The following is a 24,189-nucleotide window of genomic DNA, read 5'->3' as shown; positions in this document are numbered from 1 at the left end:
CGCCTATCGTCTCAGGAAGGCTTGATGCGCGCCACCCCGCCGAAGCTGCCGACCCACAGCGTGCCGTCGCGCGCGGTGGTCATCGAGAACACGGCGTTGTTGAACAGGCCGTCCTGCGTGGTGAGCACCTTGAACTTGCCGTCCTGCATCTTCGCCAGGCCGTTGTTGGTTCCGACCCACATCACGCCCTTCGGGTCGATGTGCAGCATGAAGACGTGGTTTCCGGGCAGGCCCTCGGCCACGGTGTACTGGGTCCAGGCCTTGCCGTCGTAGCGCGACAGCCCGCCGCCCCAGGTGCCGGCCCACACCACGCCCTGCGCATCGACGGCCAGCGAGACGATGTAGTTCGGGTTGTAGGCGACGTCGATCTTGTCCAGCCCCATCTCCTGCTTCTGCTTGGCGTGGTGCTCGGAAACCTTCGACGGGTCGTTCTTGTACTGGATGTCGTTCTTGACCTTCTCGTAATCGGCACCCAGCCCGCGCGCATGGTTCCAGTTCTCCCAGCGGCCTTCCTTGAAGTGCGCGAGGCCGCCTTCGGTGCCGAGCCAGATCTCGCCGTTGCGGCCTTCGGCCAGCCCGTAGACCCAGTCGTTGGGCAGGCCGCCCTTCGTGCTCTCGACCGTGTGCAGCTCCCACTTCGAGCGGTCCTTCAGGTCGCCGCCCCTGACGCGGTTCACGCCCGACCAGGTGGCGATCCAGACGTCGCCGTTCTTCGCCTTCAGCACGTCGTAGACGAAGGCGTCGCCCAGGCCCTCGGGGATGTTGTAGGTGTCCCATTGTTCGGTCTTCGCATCGAGCAGCGACAGCCCGCCGCCGTAGGTGCCCACGGCGATGCGCTCGCCGACCTTGCCGACGTGGAACACGCCGTTGGACAGCAGCCCGCTCTTGGTGTCGAACAGCTTGTACTCGTCGGTGCGCGTGTCGTAGCGCACCGCGCCGCCGGAGGTGCCCACCCACACGGTGTCGCCGTCGACGAACAAGCGCTTGACGTTCTTGTTGCCGACCCGGAAGTGGGTGAACTTCTGCGTCGGGTCGGGCGCGAGCTTGCCTTCGCGCTGCGGCTCGGCAGCCGCCGGGTGGCCGGCCGGCAGTGCGCCTGATGCGGCTGGTGCTGCGGGTGCCGCCGGTGCAGCAGCCAGGGCCGCCGGCGCGGCGGCTCCCGCCGCCACGCTCGCGGCACCGCCGCCGTTGCTGCGCCCGAGCTGGTAGGCCCCGGCGAGCGCCGTGCCCAGGGCGATCGCGCCGATGCCGGCGGCCCGCAGTGAAATGGCCATCACGCTTCCTTTCATGAGACTGTTCAGCGGGCGATGCGGGCCACGCCCTTGCGCGTGCCGACCCAGATGTCGCCGTCCGGTGCCACGGCGACCGCGTAGACGTTGCGCTCGAGCAGCCCCTCCTTCATGCCCAGGCTGGCGAAGGCCTTGCCGTCGTAGCGCGACACGCCGTTGTTGGTGCCGAACCAGAGCGCGCCGTCGGCGTCCTGCGCGACGCTGTAGACGATGTTGCCGGCCAGGCCGTCCTTCGCCGTGAAGTTCGTCCAGGCCTTGCCGTCCCAGCGCGCCGCACCGCCGCCCCAGGTGCCGGCCCAGACCGAGCCGTCCTTGGCCGACAGGATGGAGAACACGTAGTTCGGGTTGTAGGTGGCCGGGCCCTCGCTGCTCACCGACAGGTCGTGCCGCGTGCGCGTGCCCAGCCCGGTGTTGGCGCTGAACGGCAGGTTGTCGGTGTTGGGCGCGCCCAGGCCGTCCTTGTGTGTCCAGCTGACCCAGCGGCGGCCGTCGAACATCGACACGCCGCCCTCGGTGCCGAACCACACGCGGTCCTGCGCATCGACGCTGATGCCGTAGACCCATTCGTTGACCAGCTCCTTCACGTAGGTGCTGAACTTGCCGGTCTTGCCGTCGACCTTGTTGACGCCGGCCCAGGTGCCGATCCAGAAGTCGCCGTTCTTCTGCTGGGCGAAGGAATAGATCCAGTAGTCGGCCAGGCCGTGCATCGGGAAGTAGGTCTTCCACTTGCCGTCCTTGTAGCGTGACACGCCGCCGGCATTGGTGCCGAACCACTTGTAGCCGTCTCGGTCCAGCCCGACGGCGAACACGTACTCGTTGGCCAGGCCTTCCTTGCGCGTGAAGGTGTTGCGCAGCTTGCCGTTGGCGAGGTCGACCTCGTGCACGCCGGCCGAGGTGCCGACCCACAGTGCGGCACGCGCCTTCTCGACGGTCAGCGCACGCACGTAGACGGTGGGGCCGACCTCGTAGACATCCTTCACGCGCGGGCCGCCTTGTGCGGCTGCCAGCGTGGCGGCAAAGGCCAGGACCGCGCCGATCAGGGCGCGTCGGGAGAGTCGAGGTGTCATCGGAAGGTCCGCAGGTGGGCGACGATGTCGAGGATGTCGCGGTCGCGCAGCAGGCCCTGGTAGGCCGGCATCGCGCCGCGGCCGGCACGCACGGCACCGAGCAGCGTGAGATCGGGCTTGAGCAGCGAGGTCGGGCGCGAGAAGTCCGGCGCTCCGGGCATCACCGGACGCCCGTCACCGCCATGGCATCCGGCGCAGTGCTGGCGGTACAGGTCCGCGCCATGCGAGGTGTCGGAAGCCCGCGCTGCAGGCAGCAGCGCGGCCAGTGTCCACAGGCCGATGGTGGCGGCGCGCTTCATGGTTTCGCCTTGTTCGCCGGCGCGGCGCGCGGCGGGCGGATCTCGGCCAGGCGGGCCTCCCAGCGCGCCGCCTGCGCGGGGTCGCGCGGCAGCCCGAAGCCACCTTCGCGGTGTGCCTGCGCCAGCACCTGCATGGCCAGCACATGGCCCTGCTCGGCCGCTTTCGAGAAATACGCCAGCGCCTGCTTCTCATCTTTGGCAACGCCACGCCCGCTCAAATAGAAGTTGCCCAGCGCCGCCTGCGCCTCGGCGTCGCCCTGGGCGGCGGCCAGGCCATACAGGCGCGCGGCCTCCTCGACGAAGTCGCCGCGGTCGAGGATGAAGGCGAGCAGCGACTGCGAAGGCGCATGGCCGGCGTTCGCGGGAGCCCGCAGCACCGCCATGGCAGTGGCGACGTCGCCGGTGTTGTAGGCCTGCAGGCCGCGGCGGTGCTCGTCTTCGGGCGCGGCCATGGCCGCGGCCAGCGCAAGGCACTGCAGCACTCCAGCCCACCACCACCTCGTCGCCTGGACCACGCCAGCACCTCCGGAACCCCATGTCCCTGGGGCCGAAGGGAGCGATTTCCATGCCAAATGGCTCAGGGCAGATACCGCTTGCGGCCCTTTACTGAAGTTCGCGGGAGTCTGCTTTCGTGCCAGGTTCGTGCATCGCGGCAGGCGCTGCCCGCGGGGGGCTCATGCTGTGGCGGTCGGCGCGTTGCGCCGACTGCACTGCGATGCTCGCGCCGGGGTCGTGCCGCAGAACTCACTCCGCGACCTGCGGTCGCTGCGTTCAGACAGCCGCGGCAAGTCAGTTCACGAAGCGCGCTTACGCGCGCCGACCCCGGCGCTGCGCTTCTCGTCGCCACAGAAATCGCCCCCCGCGGGCAGCGCCTGCCGCGAAGTCCACCACTGGTTCTCTTCCATCGGCACGCCACCACCGGTTCAGCAAAGGCGCGCTCGGGCAGGCGAAGGCGCGCCTCTGAGGTGCCGAGAAGCGCAGGGCTCGTGGCCGCGCGCGCAGCGCGCAGCGTCTTCTGACTCGTCGACGCTGTCCGAACGCAGCGACCGCAGGGAGCGAAGTGAGTTCGGCGACGGGGCCGCGAGACCGAGCATCGCAGGGGAGTTGGTGCGCAGCGCCGACCGCCGAGGCGAAGCGCCGTAGCCTGCCCGGGCGTGCCTTTGCCGCGCCCAACGCAACCCGCACAGCAGTCGTCGAACTTCAGCAAAGGGCCGCAAGCAGTCTGCGACGGCTCAGGCCGCAGTCGGCGTATCGCCCTGGAACTCCTCGAGCTTGCGGTACAGGCTGGACAGGCCGATGCCCAGGCGCGCCGCGGCCACGCGGCGGTCGCCACCGGCATCGTCGATCGCGCGCTGGATCAGCGACACCTCGAAGCGGCGCACGCGCTCGCGCAGACTCAGTTCACCGCCTTCGCTGGGGGACGCCGCGGTCGAACCCGGCGCGGTGCGCGACACCTCGGGCGGCAGGTCACCGGCGCGGATGCAGCCGCCGTCGGCGAGGATGGCCGCGCGGTGCAGCACGTTCTCGAGCTGGCGAACGTTGCCCGGCCAGTTGAAGGCCAGCAGCATGTCCTGCGCTTCCGGGTCGATGGTCAGCGCCGGGCCCGAACCGGCCGGCGCGATGCGCTGCGACATCAGGTGCTGCACCAGCGCCGGAATGTCGGCGCGCCGGTCGCGCAGGGGCGGCATGCCGATCTGGAACACCGACAGGCGGAAGAACAGGTCCTCGCGGAATCGCCCGGAAGCCACCATCGCCGGCAGGTCGCGGTTGGTGGCGGCGATGATGCGCACGTCGACCTTACGGCTCTGCTCGGAGCCCAGGGGCCGCACTTCCTTGGCCTCGATGACGTGCAGCAGCTTCGTCTGCATCGAAAGCGGCAGTTCGCCGATCTCGTCGAGGAAGATGGTGCCGCGGTCGGCCTGCGTGAACAGGCCGCGGCGCGGCCGGTCGGCGCTGGTGAAGGCGCCCTTGGTGTGGCCGAAGAGCTCGCTCTCGATCAGGTTCTCGGGGATCGCTCCACAGTTCACCGCGACGAAGGGGCCGTCGCGCCGCGACGAGAGTTCGTGGATGCGCCGCGCGCTCACGCCTTTGCCGGTGCCGCTCTCGCCGGTGATGAGCACGGTGCTGTCGGTCGGCGCGACGCGGCTGACCAGCCGGTCGATCGCCTGCATGGCCGGCGAGGCGAACTGGAAGGCCGGCTGCGGCCCGCCCATCACCAGCGTGCGCAGCGCGCGGTTCTCCTCGCGCAGGCCCTGCATCGCCTCGATCTGCTCGAGGCGATGCAGGATCTCCTCGTTGCGCACGGGCTTGGTGATGTAGTCCCAGGCGCCCGCCTTGATGGCGTCGATGGCCGAGTCGACCGAGGCGAACGCGGTCACCATGATGAAGGTCGCGGCATGGCCGCGCGAGCGCGCCTGCTTGAGCAATTCGATGCCGTCGGTCACCGGCATGAAGACGTCGCTGAGCACGACGTCGAACGGCGCCTTGTCCAGCCGCGCCAGCGCCTCGGACGCCGAGGCCGCGGTCTCCACCACGTAGCCGGCCTTGCCGATCGCCGCCGCGAGCACCTGCCTGACGGCCGGCTCGTCGTCGACGACCAGCACATTCAAATCGGGCATCGCGTACATCCTTGTTCACGCCTTTGCCGGATCGGCAGGCCACGCCAGCTTAATGCGCAGCAGGGGCCCGCTGTCTTGACCGAACGCAAGCCGCGCACCCAGCGGCTCGATCATGGCACGGCTGAGCAACAGCGCCCGCTGCACGTCGGCGCGCGTGAAGTCCAGGCGCACCGGGAATTCGAGCAGCACCTCCACGCCCAGCGGCGCGCGGCTCGTCGTCACGCGCACCGAGCCCGGCGCAGGCGCTGCCGGCGGCATCGCGTCGCAGCCGAGCGACGCCATCTGCATCAGCACCTGCTGCAGTGCGGCGGCCGGCGCCTGCACCGCGGGCAGCTCGCCGTCGAGCTGGCTGTGGAAGCCGATGCTGCGATAGCGCCGGTCGTAGCCCATCAACTGCAGCACGCGCCGGACCATCGCATTGACGTCGACCCAGTCGAACTCGGTGGGCTGCGGCGCGGCCAGCTCGGCCAGGTTGCGCGAGGCCTGCGAGGCGCGCTGCGCCTGCGACAGGATCAACTGCGCCGCTTCGGCCACGCGCGGCGCCGGCACGCTGCCCTCGAGCGCGCCGAGGTCCTGCGCCACGCCGGCGATCACCGCCAGCGGGTTGTTGACCTCGTGTGCCACGCCGGCGGCCAGCGCCCCCACGGCCATCATCTTGTCGCGGTGCGAGCGGCGCTGGCCGTCGAGTTCGATCTGCTTCTCGCGCTCGTCCAGATCGGCCGACATGCGGTTCACCGCCATCATCAGCCGGCCGAGCTCGTCGTCGCGGCGCACCGGCAGGTCGACGCCGCGGCCGCCGTGCACGATGCGGTGGGCGTGCGCCTCGAGCCGGCGGATGTCGCCGGTCAGCCGCGCGAAGAACCACGCGACGATGGCGCCGAACACCACGATGCCCAGCAGCGATAGCAGCAGCGACTCGACCGTCACCGCATCGAAGTGGCGCTGGTAGTCGGTCGTCATCGCCTCGCGCCGATCGATCAGGCTGCGGCGGCGGATCTCCAGTTCGTCGGAGGCCCGCGCAAGCGACTCGCGCAGGTGGCGCCAGTTGCCGCCGATCGGCTCGGCCAGCAGTTCGCCGTAGCTTCGTTCGATGACGCGCTGGATGTGGGCGTAGGCCGCATCGAATTCGTCGAGGGCGCCGAACAGCGCCGTGCTCGATGCCATGTGCTGCGCGAAGTCGGGTGAGAGCGGAGCATTTCCAGGCAGCGCCGCACTCGCAGCCAGGTTGACATCGACCAGCGCACCGTTGACCGCCGCCTCGGCGAGGGCCAGCACCTTCTCGTGGCGCAGCAGGGCCTGCAGTTCTTTCACGTTCTCGTCGATGCGGCCGCGCTCGGCCGCCACGTAAGCCACCGAGCCGAGCAGGTACAGCAGCAGCACCACGGTGGCCAGCAGGCCCTTGGCGCGCAGCGACTTGCGCAGTGGCAGCGGCGCGGGCGCCGCCGGTGCGACCGCCGAGTTCATGGCCGTCCCCGGCCGGCGCGCTGCGCGCGACACGTGCGACACAGGGCGACGGGTACAGCGCTTGCATTGCGCCCGTGGTACGCCCGGAGCCCGCCCATGTCGATCGCCAGACCCATTGCTGCCCTGACCCTCGCTGCCTTGATGTTTCCCGCGCTGGCGGAACCCCTGCAGGACGGCATCGCCGCCATGCACCGCAAGGACTACCCCGCCGCCCTGCAACTGCTGGAGCCGCTCGCCCGCGCCGGCAACGCCCAGGCCCAGTTGCGCATGGGGCTGCTGCACTACCACGGCCACGGCGTCCGCGAAAGCGACGCGCAGGCCGTGCAGTGGTTCGAGCGCGCTGCGCGCCAGGGGCTGGCCGAAGCCCAGTTCCAGCTAGGCAATATGTATGCCTATGGCCTGGCCGAACCCGGCGCCGATGCCGACCCCAACCGGCTGGCTGCGCAGTGGTACTTCGAGGCCGCACGCCAGGGGCATGCCGAGGCGCAGTACAGCCTGGGCATCCTCTTTCTCAGCGGTTCGGGCGTGGTGCAGGACGATGCCGAGGCGACACGCTGGATCGGCCGTGCCGCCGCGCAGGGCCATGCCGATGCCAGCGCCTACCTGAAGGGCAAGAAGCCCTGACGCCTAGTCAGGGCTGCACCGCGTCGATGGCGATGCGCAGCCCCTGAACACCCGGCGCCACCGGCGCGCTCTGGCCGATCAGGTCGCCAGGCTGCGGCGTGGCGTTGCCGCTGCGCGAGATGCGCGCGCTCACCACCACCTGCGCAAAGCCCGACAGCTTGAGGTTCGGCGCCATCGCCATGCTGTCGTCCAGCGTGAAGGCGGCGGGCCACTCGCCGACCGGCCGGCGCACGATGGCCAGCGGCATGCGCGGCCCCTCGGCCGCGCGCGCGAAGACGAACAGCGTGTCGCCTGCCGCCACGCGTGCGGCCAGCGCCGGGCTCAGGCTCACCTCGCCGCCGATCGCACCGGCCACGGTGGCCGGCGCCGGCGATGCGGGAGACGCCGCCGCGCTCAGCGCCGCTTCGAGCCTCGTCGCCTGCGCGATGCTGCCCTGCACGGAGCGGGCGATGTCGGAATCCGGCGGCACCAGCGCGAGCACACGCTCCCAGTAGCCGCGCGCAGCAGCGGGGTCGCGCGCCTCGAAGGCGGCGCTGCCGGCCAGCGCCAGCGCTTTCACGTGGCGCGGATCGGCGTCGAGCGCCTGCTGGATCAGCCTGGCCGGCTCGCCGGCCAGCCGCTTGCCTTGCGCCATCGCCGACACGTCGGCGAGATCGGCCAGCAGCGTGGCATTGGCCGGCAACAGGTCGGCAGCGCGCCGCCAGGCGGTGGCGGCATCGCGGTAGCGGCCGAGCACGACATACGAGCGGCCCAGCATCACCCAGCCTTCGGCGTTGCCGGGTTCGGCTTTGAGGCGCTCAGACAGGGCCGCCACGCGCGCCTGGATCTGCTCCGGCGTCAGGCTGTGACGGGCCTCGCCGGGCGCGGGCGCGGCGGGCGGCGCCACCGGCACCAACGAGCCCGGCTCGCCCAGCGCCAGATAGGTCAGCACGCTGGCCAGCGGCAGCAGCAGGCCGAGTGCGATGGCACTGCGACGCGCGGCCCGCGGCGCCGCTGGCAGGGCCGGCGCCAACGCGGGCGTGGCCGGTGCGGCGGCATCTTCCAGCCAGCGGCGCTGGATGTCTTCGCGCACCGGCTCGATCTGGTCGGGCGCGAGCAGGCCCTGGCCGAGGTCCTGCTCGGCTTCGCGCCACTGGTCGCGGTAGACGGCCAGGTTGGCCGCACCGCGCGTCACCGGCTCGGCCGCGGCACGCGACCTCCACAGCGGCGGCAGCAGCATCAGCAAGGCGCCGCCGAGCAGCAGCGCGACGACGCTCCAGAACACCGTCATGGCCGCGCCTCGCGGACCGATTCCCCCCACGAACGGGAATGGCTTCCCGGAATCGGGAACGTCAGCGACGATGCAGCCGTGGGGTGTGCAGGCATGCACTGCCATAGCAAGAGCGTTGCCACGGGCCGGTGCATCACGGCTTGCCGGAAGCACGGCGCTGGCCGATCTGCGTTTCCCACTCCCACACGGCGGCGCGGGCGCGGCGCAGGTGCGCTTCGCCCTCGCTGCGCGCGAGATGCAGGTAGCTGCGCATGGCGCCGAGCGCGAGTTCGAGGTCACCGCCGGCTTCGTGTGCCAGCGCCAGGCCGTAGTAGGCATTGGCCTGGTCGGCCTTCAGCGCGATGGCACGCTCGAAGGCAGCGCGCGCAGGTACCGCCTGCTGCAGGCCGAGCAGCGCGAATCCCATGTTGGCATGGGCCTCGGGCAGCTGCGGCGCGAGGTCGAGAACCCGCTGCAGCGAGGTCTGCGCGTCGCGGTACTGGCGCGAGTGCAGCAGCAGCACCGCGGCGTCGAAGTGCCGGCGCAGTTCGCCGCCCTCCTGCACCGGCGCCTCGGCCGGGTGCGTGGGCTCGAGCCGGGCGAACCAGGCGCCGCCCAGCAGCACGACGGCGGCCGTCAGCACGAGGCCGAGCCAGCGGCGATCGCGGCGCACGGCGGCTTTCACACCGCCCCCTTGTGCGGCGCGGTGGAGATGAAGGGGACGCCGAAGAAGGTCAGGAAGGCGAGCACGAACACGCCGGCCAGCCAGAGACCGAAAAGCGCCGGCGCCGGCCGCAAGCTGGCGCGTGCGTGCAGCGCCGCGGCCAGCGCGAGCCAGCTCGCGAAGGCCCAGGTCTCCAGCGGATCCCAGGCCCAGTAGCGGCCCCAGGCATCCTGCGCCCACACCGCGCCGACGATCAGCATCAGCGTGTCGAACACCAGCGCGTACGCTGCGAAGCGGTGCGCGAGCTCGTCGAAGCGGCGGTCGTCGGGCAGCCCGGCGCAGCGTGCCGCGCCCCAGGCCGTGCGGCGCAACGCCGGCACGAGGCCGAGTGCCATCGCCACCAGCAGCAGGCCGAGGTAGAGCTTGCCGACCAGGGTGTGCAGGTACAGCAGCGGCGTGGCGTAGGTGGGTGGCAAGTGGCCGGGCCGCGCGTCGGCCATCAGCAGCCACACGGCCAGCGTGGCCAGCACCGGCATCACCAGCAGCAGTGCGCCACGCAGCTCGCGCACCGCCCACCAGGCGAGCGCGAAGACCAGTGCCAGGCTCCACAGGTTGCTGCTGAGGATCTCGTGCATGGTCGTGAACGGGCCGTGGCCGAGCGCGCTCCAGCGCAGCCCCAGCGACAGCGTGTGCAAGGCGAGCGCGGCGACCAGCGCGAGCGCGGCCATGGCCTGCGCGCGGCGCGTGCTTGGCTGCCACGGCACGCCCATCGCCGGCACGGCCATCAGCGCAACCATCGCGTAGCCGGCCAGTGCCGCCCAGAGCACGAACGCGTCGGGCATTGCGTCGGGCAAAGCATCAGGCATCGACGGCTCCCTGCAGCGCGGCCCGCGCGGGCGCGGCCACGCGGGCCGGGAAGAAGAAACGCTGCGTGTAGTGCCAGGCCAGCGACAGTGCCGCCAGCAGCGCGGCGGCCAGCAGCCAGGGCAGCGTCGGGTCGTAGGAGACACGGTAGCCCATCCAGCTGCGCAGGCCGACGTAGGTGAGCGTGCCGCCCTCGATCTGCACACTCTGGCCGGGCCGCATTTCGGCGCGCATCGGGTCCATGCGCAGCACCAGGCGGTGCTGCTCGGGCACGCGAAAACGCGCCGCTGCGGCAGGGTCGATCAGCGTCTCGTCGATCTGCAGCAGCACCCAGGCGACACGCCCGTCGGGCAATGTCCATTCGCGCGACTGGCGCAGCTCGTGCATCGGGAAGGCCGGCAGGTGCACCGTGCCGCTGACCGGCTCGCCTTGCTTCGGCGTCCAGGTCAGCATCGGCGCGAAGCCCTTGTTCGGGCTGGTGTAGATGCGGTAGCCGTCGATCAGCAGCGGCCGGTGGTCGCCGATCACCGCGTTGCGGGGCGTACCGTCTTCGTCGTGCCAGGTGACGCGGTTGCGCGTGGCGCCGCGTTTGCGGCCGGGCGCGTAGTCGATCTCGAAGCCGTCGTGTCGGAACGCCAGCTTCGCCAGCCCGTCGCGGTGCCAGGCGCCGGCGCTGGACTCGATGAGCCGGCCGTCGAAATCGACGCCCTGCGCCAGTTCGAAGCGGCCGTCGAGCGAACTGAGCCGCCCGATCCCCACGAGCACGACCAGGGCGAGCAGCGCGAGGTGGAAGACCAGCAAGGGCAGCTGACGCCGGAAGGCCGGGTGCACCACCAGCGCGGCGAGCAGGTTGACCGCCAGCAGCGCGATCGCGGTGGACAGCGCCACCACACCGAACCCACCGCCGGCCTGGCCGGCGAAGGCCGCCGCGCCGAGCAGGCCCATGCAGACCAGTGTCGTGCGCAGCGAGCCGAAGTGCGCGATCAGTGCGCGGTGTGTCGCTGCGTGGTTCATGGCGGGTTGCTGCACACGTCGCGCATCCAGTCGCGGCCGTTCGCCGTGCTGTTGCCGTTGGTGCCGAAGGTGGTGGCCGAATTGTTCGAGCCGCAGTTGGTGTCGACCCAGTTGCCGCTGGTGGCGAAGTTGCGCACCTTCAGTTTGGCGTTCAGGTAGTAGGGCTCCTGGTTGAAGGCCTGCGCGGAGGCGTTCTCGCGCCACTCCTCGTTGCCCGCGCGGCCGGCCTCGGGGCCGACGTCGTTGAGGTTCACCAGCAGCGCCTTGTTCTTCCAGCCATGCGGCACCGCCACGTGGCACCAGTTGCAGCGGATGCGCTCGATCTTGTCGGTGTGGTACGCGTGCAGGTTGCCGCGGTCGCCGTTGAAGAAGCCGGTGGTGCCGCTGCCGTTGCGGTTGGCGTAGGTGTTCGGGTTGTGGCACTTGAAGCACAAGCCGTTGGCGTTGGGGCCGTTGTCGCCGCGGCTGTCGGCGCCCACCGTGCTGTTCCACACACCCTTGAGCAGGAAGTTGTTGTTCGAGCCGTGCGGCCCCCAGGGCGTGCCGTCCTCGCCGCCGGGCGGCACGACGCTGTTGTCGGCGGTGTTGCTGCCGTGGCAGTCGCTGCAGTACATGGTCTGCGTGCCGATCGCATTGCCCCAGGGCGCTCGGAAGGCCGCCGCGTTGGCGCCGTTGCGGCCGGTGGCGTCCATCACCGGGTGCCAGGAGCGGTGGTTGTTGGTCGCGTAGTTGCTGCCCGCGCCGCTGTTCGCCTTGGTACCTTCGCCGCGGTGCGTCACCGGCGCCTGGAACTCCTTCGCCTGGTTGGTGTAGACGGTCAGGTTGTTGCTGCCCGGCGGCGTGCCGCCGCTGCGCCCGAGCGCGGGCCGGGTGCCCAGCGGGTAGACGTTGTTGTCGGTGTAGCCGTAGTCGCTGTGGCACTTCAGGCAGATCTGGTATTCGCGCGTCACGTAGCTCGCGCTGACCGAGGTGTCGACGCTCGCGCCCGGGTCGCCACGCTTGACGGTGTAGCCGCTGGGCAGGCTCTGGAACGAGGTGGACGCGTAGCTCGGCTCGACGCCGAATCCCCCGCGCAGCACACCCGAGGCGATGTTGGTATGCGTGTAGCCGGTGGTCTCGTCGTGGCGGTGCGTGCCGGCCGCATCCGGCGTGCCGGAGATGCCGGCGGCGCCGCCGGTGAAGGAGCGGAACTTCACCACGCGGTGCGGGTTGTGGCAGTCGGTGCACTCGGCATGGCGCTGCGCGAGCAGGTTGCGCGACTCCAGCATGTCGGCGCCGCAGCGGTTCGTCGGGCCGCTGCAGTCCAGCGAGCCGTCGCTGAAGTTGCCGCCGATGTCGTGCACTTCCTGCGTGCTGCCGCCCTGCTCGGCGGTGGTGATGGGCATGCGCACCGCGAGGTTGAACTCGCTCTCGATGTTGGGCACCTGCGTCACGGTGTTGAGCACCGCCGAGGCCGAACTCGTGTGGCACTGGTAGCAGGTCTTCTCCAGCGCCGGGTTGCCGCCCTGCTTGGCGGCCAGCGGGTTGCCCGGCGGCAGTGGCGCGTCGGTGCCTTCGCGCGTCAGGCGGCGTGCGCCCTGCACGGTGTGGGTGTCGTGGCAGTTCAGGCAGGAGGCCTTCCACACCGGCGTGCCGGCCGGGAACTCGCGCAGCGCCGCGGCCGCGTCGCGGTAGGTCTCGTTGGCGACGTCGGGCCGCGCGTGCGCCGAGAAGGCCCACACGCCCAGGCCCGAATTCTTGTCGTGGCAGGACAGGCAGATGATGTCGGCGGCGGCGTTGTGCGCACCGGTCGGCGTCGCCTCCTGGAAGCGCTGGGTGCGCAGGAACTTCTGGTTGCCCTTGGCCGGGTCGAGCTCGCGCACGTGCGGATCGTGGCAGGTGGCGCACTGCACCTGCCCGGCGCCGTTGTTGCCGGTCGGCTCCAGTGGCAGCAGCGGCTTCACGCCGGGCGAGCGCACGCCGATCACGCTGCCGCTGCCGGCCGGCCAGCGCTGCGCCGCATCCACCGGCCGCAACTCGCCGTCGCGCGCGGCCAGCGCGCTGCTGTAGGTGACCGAGATCGGGTGGTCGTTGCGCAGGTCGGTGCCGAGGAAGCGCGTGAAGCCGCTGGTCACGCCTTCGCCGGCGGGCATCACGCCGCCCGGGCCTGTGCCCGTCATCGGAATCGACACATTGGCATTGCCGTTGAGCACGTTGACGTTGCCGATGGCCAGCGTGCCGTCGTGGCACGACAGGCACAGCTTGGAGCTGCCGCCGGGCTGCGCGCTCAGCCCGTCGAGGATGGCCTGCGCGTCGAGCGACGAGGAGGTGTAGGGCGTGTAGGTGGCGCCGTCGGGCACGCGCCGGTTCCACAGCGGTGCGCGCATCGACGCGCCGCCCAGGTCCTGCTGCGTGGCGCCGTGCGGCGTGTGGCAGAACACGCAGACCTCGCTGGTGCCGCCGCTCGCGGCATGCGTGCCGCCGGTGCCGCTGGTCGACAGGTTGTGCCGCGTGCCACGCACGTCCGACACGCGCTGCGCGAGCGAGGGCGCGGCGAGCAGCAGCACCAGCAGGACCGAGGCGAACCGGCGCGCGAGCATCAGCTGCCCCCCAGGAACTGGAACAGCACCACGCGGCCGTTGAACATGTCGGCGATGTGCACGCGGTTGCGCGCATCGACCCACACGCCCGAGGGCAGGTAGAAGCGCCCGGTGGAGGTGCCGGTGCCGCCGATGGGCAGCAGGAATTCGCCGCGCGCGGAGAACACCAGCAAGCTGTCGTAGTAGGACTCGACCACGTAGACGTTGCCCTCGCCGTCCACCGAGACGCCCTTGGGCCGCACCAGGTTGCCCAGGTACAGGCCACGCTGGCCGAACTTGCGCACCAGCACCTCGCCCTCGGCGCTGAACACCTGCACGCGGCTGTTCAGCGTGTCGGTCACGTAGAGCTCGCCGTTCGCCCAGGCCAGGTGGGTGGGGAAGTTGAATTCGCCGTCGCCGCCGCCGCGCTGCCCGATCACCCGCACCAGCGCGCCGTTGGCGTCGAACACCTTGATGTCGTGCGCATAGGTGTCGGCCACGAACAGCAGGCCGGTCGCGGCGTCGCGCGCCAGACCGGTGGGCCGCTGCAGCAGGCCGCGGCCGATGCTCGCGCGCGGCTCGCCCAGCGCATCGAGCCGCACCACGATCCCGAGCTCGGCATCGGCGACGAACAGCCCGCCCTGCGGCGCCAGCGCCAGGCCCGAGGGTGCGACGAAGTTCGCCAGACCCTCGGCACGCTCCCACACCTGCAGCTCGCCGGCCTTCTCGTCGAACACGAACACCGCCTGCCGGCTGGTGTCGCTGACGAACAGGCGGCCCTGCTCGTCGCCGATCACCGCCGCCGGCCGCTGCAGCACCACCGGCGCCTCGCCGCGCCCGTCCAGGCCGACCAGCCAGCGGCCGAAGGCCTTCAGGCCAGTGTCGGCCTCGGAGCGGCGGAAGTTCTGCTCGCCGGTCAGCGTGCCGGCGTAGAGGAAGCGCGGCACCTCGGGCGCCTGCGGCCACAGCAGCCGCTGGCCCTCGGGAGCATCGGCCATGCCGTAGTGCATGCTGCCGCGCACGGCCTGCGGGCCGGCGCAGGCGCCCAGCACGACGAGCGCGGCGAGAATCGGCCCCATGAGCAGGCGCCGGATCACCGCCGCACCTCGTCGCCGAGCACATGGATGACGACCTGCCCGGTCAGCCGGTCGCTGACCGCGAGCAGCCGTTCGTCGATGGCGAATCCGCCGATCTGCTGCACACGCAGCGCGGCCGCCTCGAACACCTGCGCCGGTCGTCCCGCGGCGAGCAGCTTGACGGCGCGATCCTGCGCGTCGAGCACGAAGACACGCGAGAAACGATCGGCAGCGATCGCCACCGGCTGCTTCAGTTCGCCCTGGCCGAGCCGGCCGGCGAGTTGCCCGCCGCGGCGCACCACATGCACCACGCCGGCCAGGCGATCGAGCACGAACACGCTGTCGCCGCCGACCGCCAGGCCATCGACGCCGCGCACCGCGTCGTCCTGCGGCATCGGTGCGGCGAAGGCGCCGGCAGGCCGCACCTCGATCCACTGGCGCAGGCTGTCGTCGGCCACCAGCAGCGTCGTGCCGCCGTCGGCCAACGCCATCGCCACCGGCGACGGCGACACGCTGCCGCCGCGCCAAGTCTGCATGAGTCGCCCGTCGCGCGAAAAGCGCAGCACCTGCCGCGAGGCGCCGTCGAGCACCCAGGCCGACAGGTCGGGCCCGATCGCCACTGCGGTGGCGGGCGTGGCCGGCGCGCCGGCGATCGGCGTCAGCGTGTTCAGGCCGAGGTCGGCACGCCAGACGCGGCCGGCCGCGCTGTCGACGATCAGCAGGTCGTTGCCGCGCAGCGCCAGCGCCGTGGGCGCCATCAACTTGACGAAGGCGCCGGTGCCCGGCCGAGCCGGCATGCCCAGGGCCGAGCCCGGGGGCGACAGGAAGCCGCCCTGCAGCGTGCGATAGGGGCTCAGCGACACCGGCCCCGAGGGCGGCTCGATGGGCGCGCGCGGCGTCGGCGCCGTGGCAACGCAGGCCGCGAGGGCGGCCAGCACCACCAGTGCGATGCCGACACTGCAGGCGCGCAGCAGGGGTCGTGCGAGTCTCATGGCCTCACCACCGCCCCGGCCCGGAGGTCTGCGCGCCGCCGGCGATGCCCGGCAGCAACCTGGGCAGGCCTGAATGGCACAGGTCGCAGCGCTCCGGGCCCCAGGCGACCTGGCCGTTGTGGCACATGCCGCAGAACTTGCCGTCGATGATGTCGCTCATCAGCACGTCGTTGGCGCCGGCGCGCATCTTGAAGCCGAGCTCCGAGTGGCAGACCTTGCAGCGATAGCGGATGCGGTGGAACCAGTGCGGGAAGATCACCGGCCGCACGCCCTCCTTGTCGGAGCGCTTGTTGATCACCACGTCGCCGTATTCCGCGAAGGGCGTGGCCACGGGCAGCGCACAGGCCAGCGCCAGCAGGACGAGTTGCACCGGGCGGCGCCATCTCATGGTGCCGCCGACTGCTTGCGCAGCGACTCGTTGGGCACGCTGTGGCAGCGGTTGCACTCGGTCAGCGGGAAGGCCACGGCGCCATGGCACAGGCCGCACTGCTCGCCGTTGAGGATGGCCACCATGCTGAACTTGTTGGCGCCGATCTTGTCCTTGAACAGGGCGTTGTGGCAGTTGCTGCAGTCCAGCCACAGCGTGTGCTGGCGGTGCGGGAATTTCACCGCCGGCATCGAGCCGAACTTGGAGACGATGATGTCCTGGTCGAGCACGCGCACCTTCGTCTCGGGCAGGATGTTGGTGCGCGGGTTGATCGCGCCGCTGTCCAGCGCCTGCACCCAGCGCACCTGGTTGCCGGCGGTGTCGCGCGGCAGCGGCGCCAGCGCCTCGGCGGGTTGCTGCAGCAGCTTGATGGCGGGGTTCGCCGGGTCGTGCAGGCCGTCCTTCTCGAGCGCGACCCACAGCGCCGGCGCCGCGGCCAGGGCGGCGGCACTCACGATGCTGCCCCCCCAGACGAAGAGCTTGCGCCAGACACCGGTCACGCCCCGTCATCCCGGGATGTAGATGCCGCCGGAGCGGATCGCGCGCACCAGTTCGCGCGTCGAATCCTCCAGCAGCTTGATACCGGCCGCGTGGTCGCCGCGCCGGGCCTGCGCCTCGGCCTCGACGCGCAGCGCGGCGGCCTTCTCGGTGAAGGCCTGCATGCCGGCGGGCATCGCGCCGGAGGCATCCTTGCGATCGGCCAGCAGCACCTTGATCAGCATCGCGTGGGTGTCGTTGCGGTCGATCTCGTAGTCGTACTCCTCGCGCTTGGAGGCGAAATTCAGCGATCGCACCAGCGTGTCGCCGCGTCGCATCGCCTCGATGGACACGCGCGCGGTGAGGTAGGCGCGGTCGAGCACCGGCCGTGCCTCTTCATAGCGGCCCTGCGCCGCGATGGCCTGCGCCTCGCCGATCTGCCGCTCGATGCTGCGCGTGGCGTCCTGCGCCTCGCGGCCGGCCGACTTCTCCAGGGTGATGCGCTGCTGCGCGGCGAGCAGCGCGCGCGCGCTCTCCAGCCGCGTCTCGAAGTCGCGCTTGTGCTTCTCGCCGGCCACCTGCTCGGGCTTGGCCAGGCGCGCGCCGTTCATCATCTCGCGCGCGGCCTGGTCGAGCAGCTTGGCGGCGCTGCCCAGGTCGTCGGCTCGCAGCGCGGCAGCGGCTTCGCGATGGATCAACCGTGCGTTGTCGCGCCGCTCGCGCGCTGCGGCCACGCCGCTGGACTCGATCTGCTTGGCGGCCGACGAACTCTCGATCAGCGTGCCGACCGACTGCACGCGGCGCTCGATCTGCTCGCGGTCCTGGGCCGCGGCGAACACGGCGAAGCTGCTGAGCACGATGGCCGCGAACAGCCGGGACATCAGGTTGGGTCGTCTCTTCATGGCGGGTTACCGGTGGGCTGCGGCGCGACCAGTCCGGCCGCCAGCAGGGCCCGCTGCACGTACAGCGTGGCGTTGCGGAGGTGGGTGAGGGCCTGCGCGATCTCGCCGGCCTGGAACTGCTGCAAGGCCTGGCCGTGCAGCTGGGTGCTGGTCTCGCCGTAGCGGTCGATCAGTGCCATCGCGTCGGGCCGCGGCCGCAAGTCGCGCACGGCCAGCGGCACCAGTTCGGCCAGGCCCTTGTGACGCGCCAGCTCGTTCTGGAATTCCTCGACCGGGCTGGCGGCGCGCACCGTGTAGTCGAGCGTGGTGGCATTGAGCGTGCGCGTCATGCCCGCGAGCACGTGGCGCTCGGCCTGCGCCAGCGCCTGGTTGGCTTCGTCGTAGCGGCCTTCCTGGGCATGCTGGCGCGCCACGCTGAGCAGGCCGATCGCCGACGTGAGGTCGGTCGCCTCGCCGTTGCTCGTGCGCGCACGCAGCGCCTCGACGAGCCGCTCGACGCTGGCCAGCAGCTGGTCGTGGCGCTGCCGGGCGGCCTCGCGCCGCGCCGGCGCGTCAGGCGCGCTGCGCCGCGCCATGCTCAGGTGATGCAGCGCGTGATCGGCCGCCTTGCGTGCGCCGGCCAGGTCGCCCTTGGCGAGCAGGTCGGCGGCCAGCGCGTGGTGGACGCGGCCTTCGTCGAGATGCGCCACCGCCTCGGCATTGCCGCTGGTGGCGATGCGCTGCGCCGAAGGCGAGTCGGACACCAGCCGCGCGACCAGCTTGAGCTTCTGCTCGAGCTGCGCACGCGCGGCGTCGTCCTCGGCAGCACGCGCGCCCGGCACGCCGAGCAGCAGCGCGGCCGCCAGCGCGGCACGGGCGAAGTGCCGCTCGCGCATCAAGGCTTCTTCTCCCCGGCGACCACGGCTTCGGCCTTCTTCTTCGAATGGCACAAGCGGCATTCCGACACCGGGAAGGCCACCTTGCCGTGGCACACGCCGCACTTCTGGCCGAGCAGGATGGACGCCATGCTGATCTGGTTGGCGCCCTTTTGCGGAATGAAGATGGCGGGATGGCAGTTGGAGCAGTCGAGCCATTCGGTGTGCTGCTTGTGCGGGTAGACCACATCGGGCATCGAGCCCTTCACCTCACGCACGATGTTCAGGTCCATCACCACCGCGGCGGCAGCCGGATCATTGCGGTCCCAGCGCGGGGTGATGGCCTTGGCGTCCAGCGACTTGACCCAGTCGACATGGTTGCCCGCCAGGCTCTTGGGCATGGCGACGAAGGCCGCCGACGGCGGCTGCAGCTGCAGCGTCATGTCGTTGCTCGGGTCGTGGATGCCCGACTCCACCGCCGGCCGGTTGAAGCGGCCCACCGGCTTGAGCAGCCGGTTGAAGGCGTTCACTTCGGCGGTGGCCGGCGGATTGGGCGCAGCAGCCCGCGCGGCGGCGACGGTGGCGGCACTCGGCGCCGCGGCAGTGGCCGGCGCCGGAGCCGCCGCAGGTGGAGGTGCGGGTGCAGCCTCGGCCGGTTTTGCAGCCGGCGAAGGAGCCGCAGCCACCGGCGTCGGCTTGGCCGCCGCTGCTGCCGAGGCGGCCGGCCGCGCGGCGGCCGGCTTGGCCGCGGCGACTTCGGTCGCCTTCGCGACGGCCTTGCCGCCACTCATCATGTACTCGATCACCGAACGCAGTTGCGCCGCGTTCAGGTCGGCGCGCCCGCCCTTGGGCGGCATGCCCTTGGCGGTGCCGGCGGTGGCACTCTTCACCAGCGCATCGATGCCGGCCTTGGCGCGCGGCGCCCAGCCCGCGGCGTCGCCGAACTTGGGCGCGCCGAGCACGCCGCTGCCGTGGCAGCCGGCGCAGGCGGATTCGTAGATCGCCTTGGCGCCGGACGCATCCTGCGCGAAGCTGTCCATCGCCGCCGCCATCAGGGCCGCGGCGGTGAGTGATGCCAGAAGCAGTCGTCGCATGGCGGTGCTCCTACTTCTTCGCCGGCACAGGCGGCGGTGCGGAGGTCGCCACCGAGGCGGCGGCGGCCGGCGGCGGCGGCACGCCGAGCTTCTGCAAGGTGCTCTCGTGCACCAGCGTCGGCGTGCCCGGCTTGCCCGAGTGGCACAGGTTGCAGTTCTCCGCCGACCAGGCCAGCTCGCCGTTGTGGCAGGAGCCGCAGTACTGGCCGTCGATGATCTTCAGCATGTTGATCTGGTTGCCGCCGGCCTTGAACTGGAAGCCGAGGTCGGCATGGCAGACCTTGCAGCGAAAGCGCACGCGGTGGAACCAGTGCGGAAACACCACCGGCCGCATGCCCGCCGCGTCGGAGAAGTTGTTGATGACCACGTCGCCGTATTCGGCGTGCACCTCGCGCGGCGCCAGGCTCCACAGCGCCAGGGTGGCCAGCAGGGCCAGCAGCGCGCCGCGCCAGGGCACTCGCAGGGTTCGAAGGATGTTCAAGGGGCTCTCCGGTGTCGAGGCAATGGATGGATGAAGGGCTGCATGAATTGCGGGCGGCCGTCAGTAGCGGCGCTGCACGCGCGCGAACAGCGCGGCGACCTTGCGGCCGTCCACGCGCGCCAGCCGCGCGCTCAGACGCGCCTCGAGCCGGCCGATGCTGTAGTCGAATCGGCTCTCCAGCGATTCGCTGATGCGTTCGACCGGCGCGTCGATGTCGCCGGCCAGGCGGCTCTCGAGCTGCTGGCTGTTCACCGACAGGAGCGTGGTGAAGCGCAGCCGCGGCACCTCGAAGACACGCTGGTTCTCGTAGCCCAGCGTGCCGCTGTAGAAACGCTGCCAGCCCGGGCTGGCCTCGCGAAGCGTGCCGGTGAAGGCGTCGAGCTGGGTGGTGTCGGCGCGCGTGGCCTGCCAGGTCAGTGCGCCCGTCCAGCTCGAATGGCGCGACAGCTGGGTTCGCCGCGTGACCTGGGCGTTGATCAGCTGGAAGTGCCCGGTCTCCTGCGCCCAGGTGCGCGAGTCGCTCGCCGACAGGCCGACGTAGCTCTGGCTGCTACCGTCGCCGGTGCCCTGCCAGAACAGGCTGGCCGAATGCGCCAGCGCCCGCGCCACCTCGGCCGTCTGCGACTCGCGCAGCGCGCCGGCGCTCTGCGTGAGGTTCAGCGACAGGCTGTCGGTCTCGCCCAGCACGAAGCTGCGCGATACGCCGTGCGCCGCCTGCGCGCCCAGCGTGTGCCGCGCGCCGGCCTCGGTGCTGCGGCTGCTGCCCACGCTGGCGCCCAGCGTCGGCGTGTAGCGCCACTGCGCGAAGCTCAGCCCCTCGGGCGACCAGGTGACACCGGCGTTGGCGGTGGCGCTCAGGCTGCGCGCAGCCGCGTCGGGCTCGACCACGCTGCCCGACACCGAGCCAGACAGACGCCACTCCCGCGTCAGCTCCTGGCTGGCACCCAGCGAGGCATTCATCGCGCGCACGCGCTGCTCGCCGAAATCCGTCTCGGCACCGGCGTCGACGACACGCGCGCTGCCGGTCAGGTACAGCGGCGACTCGGCCGAGTACAGCCACTCGCCCTCGCGCGGCCGCCAGGTGGCGAAGCTGGAGATCTGCCTCACGTCGGATCGGCCCTCGAAACGGTCGGCGGCGTTGCCGCTGCGCAGGCGCACGTCGTTCCAGCTGGCCAGGGTGTCGACGTGCAGCGCCGTGGCCGGGTGGAAGGTGTGGCGGCCGCTGATCAGCGTGATGCGGCTCGCGTCGTCGCTTTCGCTGCGGTCGTTGCGGCTGAGCTGCGCCGACAGCTCGAAGCTGTGTTCGTTGAACTGGCGCAGCGCCGTGCCGCGCAGGCTGGTGAGGGTGTCCTCGCTGCCGTCGCCCGCCTGCAGCCGGCTGTACTCGAGGTTGAGGTTGTAGTTGTCGCCGCCGGTCTCGGGCCGCCAGGCCTGGCTCATCGTCAGTCGGTGCGAGCGGTAGTCGGTACCGAGCGTGTCGCCGCGCACGCGGCTGTCGCTGACCTCGCCGCGCAGCTCGAACGGAAAGCGGCTGACCGGGAACACCGACACCGAGAAGCGCCCGGTCAGTGCGCCACTGTCGGTGCCGACCGATTCGCCGCCGGGGCTGCGCGAAGCGTCGTGCGTGGCCAGCGCCCCGAGCCCGGCGCGCAGCTGCACGAACCAGGGCTGCCAGACGTAGCTGGCGAACTCGATGTCGTTGAAGACCAGGCCCTGCGTGGTGCGGGTGCCGTCTTCGAGACGCAGCCAGCGGCCGTCGAGCGACACGGTGCCGGCATAGCGCAGCGGCGCGAGCTCCCAGCGGATGCCGCCGCCGGCGTGCAGCACCTGCACGGGCTCCTCGCGGCCGGTCGCACCGGTGGGCTGGTCGGCCTCGGGCGGACCTGGCACGAACGCGGCCGCCCCCACACCGGCCGAGCGCAGCACCAGGGCGGCGGCCAGCAAGCGCACAGGCAGGCGCAAAGGCAGGCGTCTCCCCGTTTTCATGGGCAGCCTGCGCACGCGCCGGCGTTCAGCCGGCGCGCACCTTCTCCGGGGTCGCGGGAAGCGGCACATACTGGCTTTCGTCGATGCGCACGGGCGTGGCTCGGCGCAGCTCGGCGATCAGCTTGTCCCAGCGCGCCTGCGATTCGTCGCGCTGCCACAGGTCGGCGGCACGCGGCTTCACCTCGTCGAAGGCGCGCTGCTTGGCCGCGCGGCGATCGTCCAGGCGCATGATGGCCACGCCCTCGAGCAGCTGCACCGGCTCGGCGAGTTCGCGGGCCTTGAGCTTGTCGACCACGCTGTGCACCGCCTCGGGCAGCATGCCGCGGTGGGTGTAGTCCATCTGGCCGCCCTGCGCCGCCGACTTGTCGCCCGAATGCAGCTTGGCCATCTCGGCGAAATCGGCGCCGGCCTTGAGCTTGCGGTGGATGCCCCGCGCCTCATCCAGCGCGCCGTTCCACACCGCCTGCGGCGAGCTCGGGTCGACCTTCAGCAGGATCACGCTGAGCTTGACCTGCTCGGGCTCGACGAACAGGTCCTTGTGCTTGTCGTAGTAGGCGCGCGCCACCGCCTCGCTCGGCTCGGGCACGGCCTTGACCAGCTTGCCCAGGCGCTCGAGCAGGCTGTCGCTCTCGAGCTGCGGCACCACGGCCGCCAGCATCTTGTCGCGGTTGGCCTTCCAGTTGGCGCTGCCACCGTACTGCTTGTCGTAGCCGGCGACGGTGGCGTCGATCATCGCGCGGTCGGGCTGGATGCCGCGGCGCTTCGCCTCGGCCAGCAGCAGCACGCGGTTGACGACCTCGTCGCCGACCTCGCGCTGGAACTTCGCGTACTCGCCTTCGGGCGGCTTGGCATGGTAGTACTTCTTGCGCATCGCCACCGCCAGCGCACGCTGGTAGTCGGCGGCGCTGACGACGGTGTCGCCCACTGTCGCGAACGTCGCGGTGGCAGGCTGGGCCTTGGCGGCCGCATCGGCGGCAGCGGCCGCAGGTGCAAGGTTCAGCGCAGCCAGCAGGGCCATCAGGCCGATCGCTGCTCGTGAAGCCGAAGACATGGCGCTCATCCTCGATACGTGGTGGAGTGGTCCGGAAGAAGGACGGGGCCAGGCATGCGATGCCCGGCCCCGTGGTCTGTTGCGCGTCAGCGCGTCACTTCACGTGGCAGGCGGTGCACACGGCGCTGTTCGCATTCGAGACTCGCAGGAAGGTCTCGCCGGCGACACGGCCGGTGCCGGTCGGGCCCGCCTGGCCGGTGGACACGTGCGGGTCGTGGCAGCTGCCGCACTCGACCAGCGGGCCGGTGGCGGTGGTCTCGCCGGGCCGCACGTACAGCGGCAGGTCGGTGCGCTGCTTCGTGCCGGGTGCGCCGGTGTCGATCCAGAACACCTGGTTGCCGTTGATGGTGGCGGTGGTCGCAGGGTTGAAGTCCTGGTCACGGCAGCCGGTGATGGCGCCCGTGTTGTCCATGCCGCCACCGCAGTACTGGATGCCGATCGGGTGGTCGTTGGACAGGTCGGTGCCGATCAGCGCCGCGCCGCTGCTCAGCGCGCCGGCTGTATTGACGGTGCCGCCGACGTTCCAGGTGAAGGCCTGGCCGTTCGGGCCACCGCCGTCGGCGGCCAGACCGCCGGAACCCGGCGAGTTGATGATGTTGTCCATCGCCTGCGTACCGTCATGGCACGACAGGCAGGCCAGCGAGATGCCGCCCACCGCGGCCACCGCGCCGTCCAGCGAAGGCGTCTGCAGCGACGCGTAGGTGGTGTACGCGCCACCGCCGGCCGGCGTGCCGTTCGCGCCCAGCCGCTTGTTCCACAGCGGAACCGGCGCGGTGGTGCTGCCACCGTGCGGCGTGTGGCAGAACACGCAGACCTCGGCCGTGTCGGTGACCTGGTTGCGCCCGGCGATGCCGGTGCCTGAACCCAGGTTGTGCCGGGTGTCGTTGATGCCCGCCGAAGCGGTGCCGCTGAGGCCGAAGAACAGTGCCGCCAGAACCGCTGCGGACGCTGCCCCCCACCTCCCTCGGCCGGATAGCCATGTCGTCTTCATGTCGCCCCTCTCGAAGGTTGTTGGTTGAACAGTCGTCAGGCTGCGCACTCCCCAATGCCTCGCTTGACTGAACCTGTTTCTGCAGTTTCTGTGCCATTTGTCCGGCTGCGCCGCGAGCCCGGCAAGGGCTGCGAAACACGGCTGGCAG

The 24,189-nt window shown here is 71.2% G+C and carries 23 protein-coding genes; 1 reads left to right on the top strand and 22 read right to left on the bottom strand.

From position 1 onward, the window contains the following. Positions 1–11: 11 nt before the first annotated feature. The 6 genes from HZ992_RS02160 to HZ992_RS02135 form a co-directional block, all read right to left on the bottom strand. On the bottom strand, positions 12–1,274 hold the full coding sequence (locus HZ992_RS02160; protein ID WP_209385045.1) for a ligand-binding sensor domain-containing protein: 1,263 nt from the start codon (positions 1,272–1,274) through the stop codon (positions 12–14). A gap of 23 nt (positions 1,275–1,297) precedes the next feature. Further along, on the bottom strand, positions 1,298–2,356 hold the full coding sequence (locus HZ992_RS02155) for a ligand-binding sensor domain-containing protein (RefSeq protein ID WP_209385044.1): 1,059 nt from the start codon (positions 2,354–2,356) through the stop codon (positions 1,298–1,300). Next, positions 2,353–2,655 carry a c-type cytochrome gene (locus tag HZ992_RS02150; protein WP_209385043.1) on the bottom strand — a complete coding sequence of 101 codons (303 nt, stop codon included), beginning with the start codon at positions 2,653–2,655 and terminating at the stop codon, positions 2,353–2,355. Before HZ992_RS02150 ends, HZ992_RS02155 begins: the two co-directional genes overlap by 4 nt. Beyond that, entirely contained in the window at positions 2,652–3,107 is a 456-nt protein-coding gene (locus HZ992_RS02145; RefSeq protein WP_209385042.1) for a tetratricopeptide repeat protein, read from the bottom strand. The genes HZ992_RS02150 and HZ992_RS02145 overlap by 4 nt, the downstream gene beginning before the upstream one ends. A gap of 780 nt (positions 3,108–3,887) precedes the next feature. Further along, a complete protein-coding gene (locus HZ992_RS02140; protein WP_209385041.1) occupies positions 3,888–5,273 on the bottom strand; it encodes a sigma-54-dependent transcriptional regulator in 1,386 nt (461 codons plus the stop codon). A 15-nt stretch (positions 5,274–5,288) separates the two neighbouring features. Then, positions 5,289–6,737 (bottom strand): HAMP domain-containing protein, encoded by a 1,449-nt coding sequence (locus HZ992_RS02135; RefSeq protein WP_209385040.1) that lies wholly within the window; start codon positions 6,735–6,737, stop codon positions 5,289–5,291. Between the two features lie 96 nt (positions 6,738–6,833). Here HZ992_RS02135 and HZ992_RS02130 point away from each other — a divergent pair, with 96 nt between their 5' ends. Continuing rightward, on the top strand, positions 6,834–7,361 hold the full coding sequence (locus tag HZ992_RS02130; protein WP_209385039.1) for a tetratricopeptide repeat protein: 528 nt from the start codon (positions 6,834–6,836) through the stop codon (positions 7,359–7,361). Between the two features lie 7 nt (positions 7,362–7,368). Here HZ992_RS02130 and ccmI read toward each other — a convergent pair whose 3' ends face one another. From ccmI to HZ992_RS02050, 16 genes are all read right to left on the bottom strand, one after another. Beyond that, positions 7,369–8,631, bottom strand: coding sequence for a c-type cytochrome biogenesis protein CcmI (ccmI, locus tag HZ992_RS02125; RefSeq protein WP_209385038.1), 1,263 nt, complete (start codon positions 8,629–8,631; stop codon positions 7,369–7,371). Between the two features lie 133 nt (positions 8,632–8,764). Beyond that, complete coding sequence (locus HZ992_RS02120) at positions 8,765–9,295, bottom strand: tetratricopeptide repeat protein (protein WP_209385037.1); 531 nt, start codon at positions 9,293–9,295, stop codon at positions 8,765–8,767. Further along, positions 9,292–10,140: a cytochrome c biogenesis protein CcsA gene (ccsA, locus tag HZ992_RS02115; RefSeq protein WP_209385036.1), complete on the bottom strand. Its 849-nt coding sequence runs from the start codon at positions 10,138–10,140 to the stop codon at positions 9,292–9,294. The genes HZ992_RS02120 and ccsA overlap by 4 nt, the downstream gene beginning before the upstream one ends. After that, on the bottom strand, positions 10,133–11,152 hold the full coding sequence (locus HZ992_RS02110; protein ID WP_209385035.1) for a cytochrome c biogenesis ResB family protein: 1,020 nt from the start codon (positions 11,150–11,152) through the stop codon (positions 10,133–10,135). The genes ccsA and HZ992_RS02110 overlap by 8 nt, the downstream gene beginning before the upstream one ends. After that, positions 11,149–13,731 carry a cytochrome c3 family protein gene (locus HZ992_RS02105; RefSeq protein WP_209385034.1) on the bottom strand — a complete coding sequence of 861 codons (2,583 nt, stop codon included), beginning with the start codon at positions 13,729–13,731 and terminating at the stop codon, positions 11,149–11,151. Before HZ992_RS02105 ends, HZ992_RS02110 begins: the two co-directional genes overlap by 4 nt. Beyond that, positions 13,731–14,789: an NHL repeat-containing protein gene (locus tag HZ992_RS02100; protein WP_245213329.1), complete on the bottom strand. Its 1,059-nt coding sequence runs from the start codon at positions 14,787–14,789 to the stop codon at positions 13,731–13,733. The genes HZ992_RS02105 and HZ992_RS02100 overlap by 1 nt, the downstream gene beginning before the upstream one ends. Before the next feature lie 14 nt (positions 14,790–14,803). Beyond that, positions 14,804–15,778, bottom strand: coding sequence for an NHL repeat-containing protein (locus HZ992_RS02095; protein WP_209385033.1), 975 nt, complete (start codon positions 15,776–15,778; stop codon positions 14,804–14,806). A 4-nt stretch (positions 15,779–15,782) separates the two neighbouring features. After that, complete coding sequence (locus tag HZ992_RS02090; protein WP_209385032.1) at positions 15,783–16,166, bottom strand: c(7)-type cytochrome triheme domain-containing protein; 384 nt, start codon at positions 16,164–16,166, stop codon at positions 15,783–15,785. Further along, the gene (locus HZ992_RS02085) at positions 16,163–16,705 is read right to left on the bottom strand and encodes a c(7)-type cytochrome triheme domain-containing protein (protein WP_209385031.1); all 543 of its coding nucleotides are present in this window, start codon (positions 16,703–16,705) and stop codon (positions 16,163–16,165) included. Before HZ992_RS02085 ends, HZ992_RS02090 begins: the two co-directional genes overlap by 4 nt. Before the next feature lie 6 nt (positions 16,706–16,711). Continuing rightward, the gene (locus tag HZ992_RS02080; RefSeq protein ID WP_209385030.1) at positions 16,712–17,584 is read right to left on the bottom strand and encodes a hypothetical protein; all 873 of its coding nucleotides are present in this window, start codon (positions 17,582–17,584) and stop codon (positions 16,712–16,714) included. After that, positions 17,581–18,459: a hypothetical protein gene (locus tag HZ992_RS02075; protein ID WP_209385029.1), complete on the bottom strand. Its 879-nt coding sequence runs from the start codon at positions 18,457–18,459 to the stop codon at positions 17,581–17,583. The genes HZ992_RS02080 and HZ992_RS02075 overlap by 4 nt, the downstream gene beginning before the upstream one ends. Continuing rightward, a complete protein-coding gene (locus tag HZ992_RS02070; protein ID WP_209385028.1) occupies positions 18,459–19,532 on the bottom strand; it encodes a c(7)-type cytochrome triheme domain-containing protein in 1,074 nt (357 codons plus the stop codon). Before HZ992_RS02070 ends, HZ992_RS02075 begins: the two co-directional genes overlap by 1 nt. A gap of 10 nt (positions 19,533–19,542) precedes the next feature. Further along, positions 19,543–20,013 carry a c(7)-type cytochrome triheme domain-containing protein gene (locus HZ992_RS02065; RefSeq protein ID WP_245213328.1) on the bottom strand — a complete coding sequence of 157 codons (471 nt, stop codon included), beginning with the start codon at positions 20,011–20,013 and terminating at the stop codon, positions 19,543–19,545. A 60-nt stretch (positions 20,014–20,073) separates the two neighbouring features. Continuing rightward, the gene (locus HZ992_RS02060) at positions 20,074–21,999 is read right to left on the bottom strand and encodes a hypothetical protein (protein ID WP_209385027.1); all 1,926 of its coding nucleotides are present in this window, start codon (positions 21,997–21,999) and stop codon (positions 20,074–20,076) included. A 25-nt stretch (positions 22,000–22,024) separates the two neighbouring features. Next, complete coding sequence (locus tag HZ992_RS02055) at positions 22,025–23,050, bottom strand: peptidylprolyl isomerase (protein ID WP_209385026.1); 1,026 nt, start codon at positions 23,048–23,050, stop codon at positions 22,025–22,027. A 94-nt stretch (positions 23,051–23,144) separates the two neighbouring features. Continuing rightward, positions 23,145–24,041, bottom strand: a complete 897-nt coding sequence (locus HZ992_RS02050; RefSeq protein WP_209385025.1) for a cytochrome c3 family protein — start codon at positions 24,039–24,041, stop codon at positions 23,145–23,147. Positions 24,042–24,189: the final 148 nt, after the last annotated feature.

It is taken from the genome of Rhizobacter sp. AJA081-3 (assembly GCF_017795745.1).
Taxonomy (GTDB): domain Bacteria; phylum Pseudomonadota; class Gammaproteobacteria; order Burkholderiales; family Burkholderiaceae_C; genus Piscinibacter.
The sequence above is the reverse complement of the archived record's forward strand: the minus strand, read 5'-3'. Positions and strand labels throughout refer to the sequence as shown.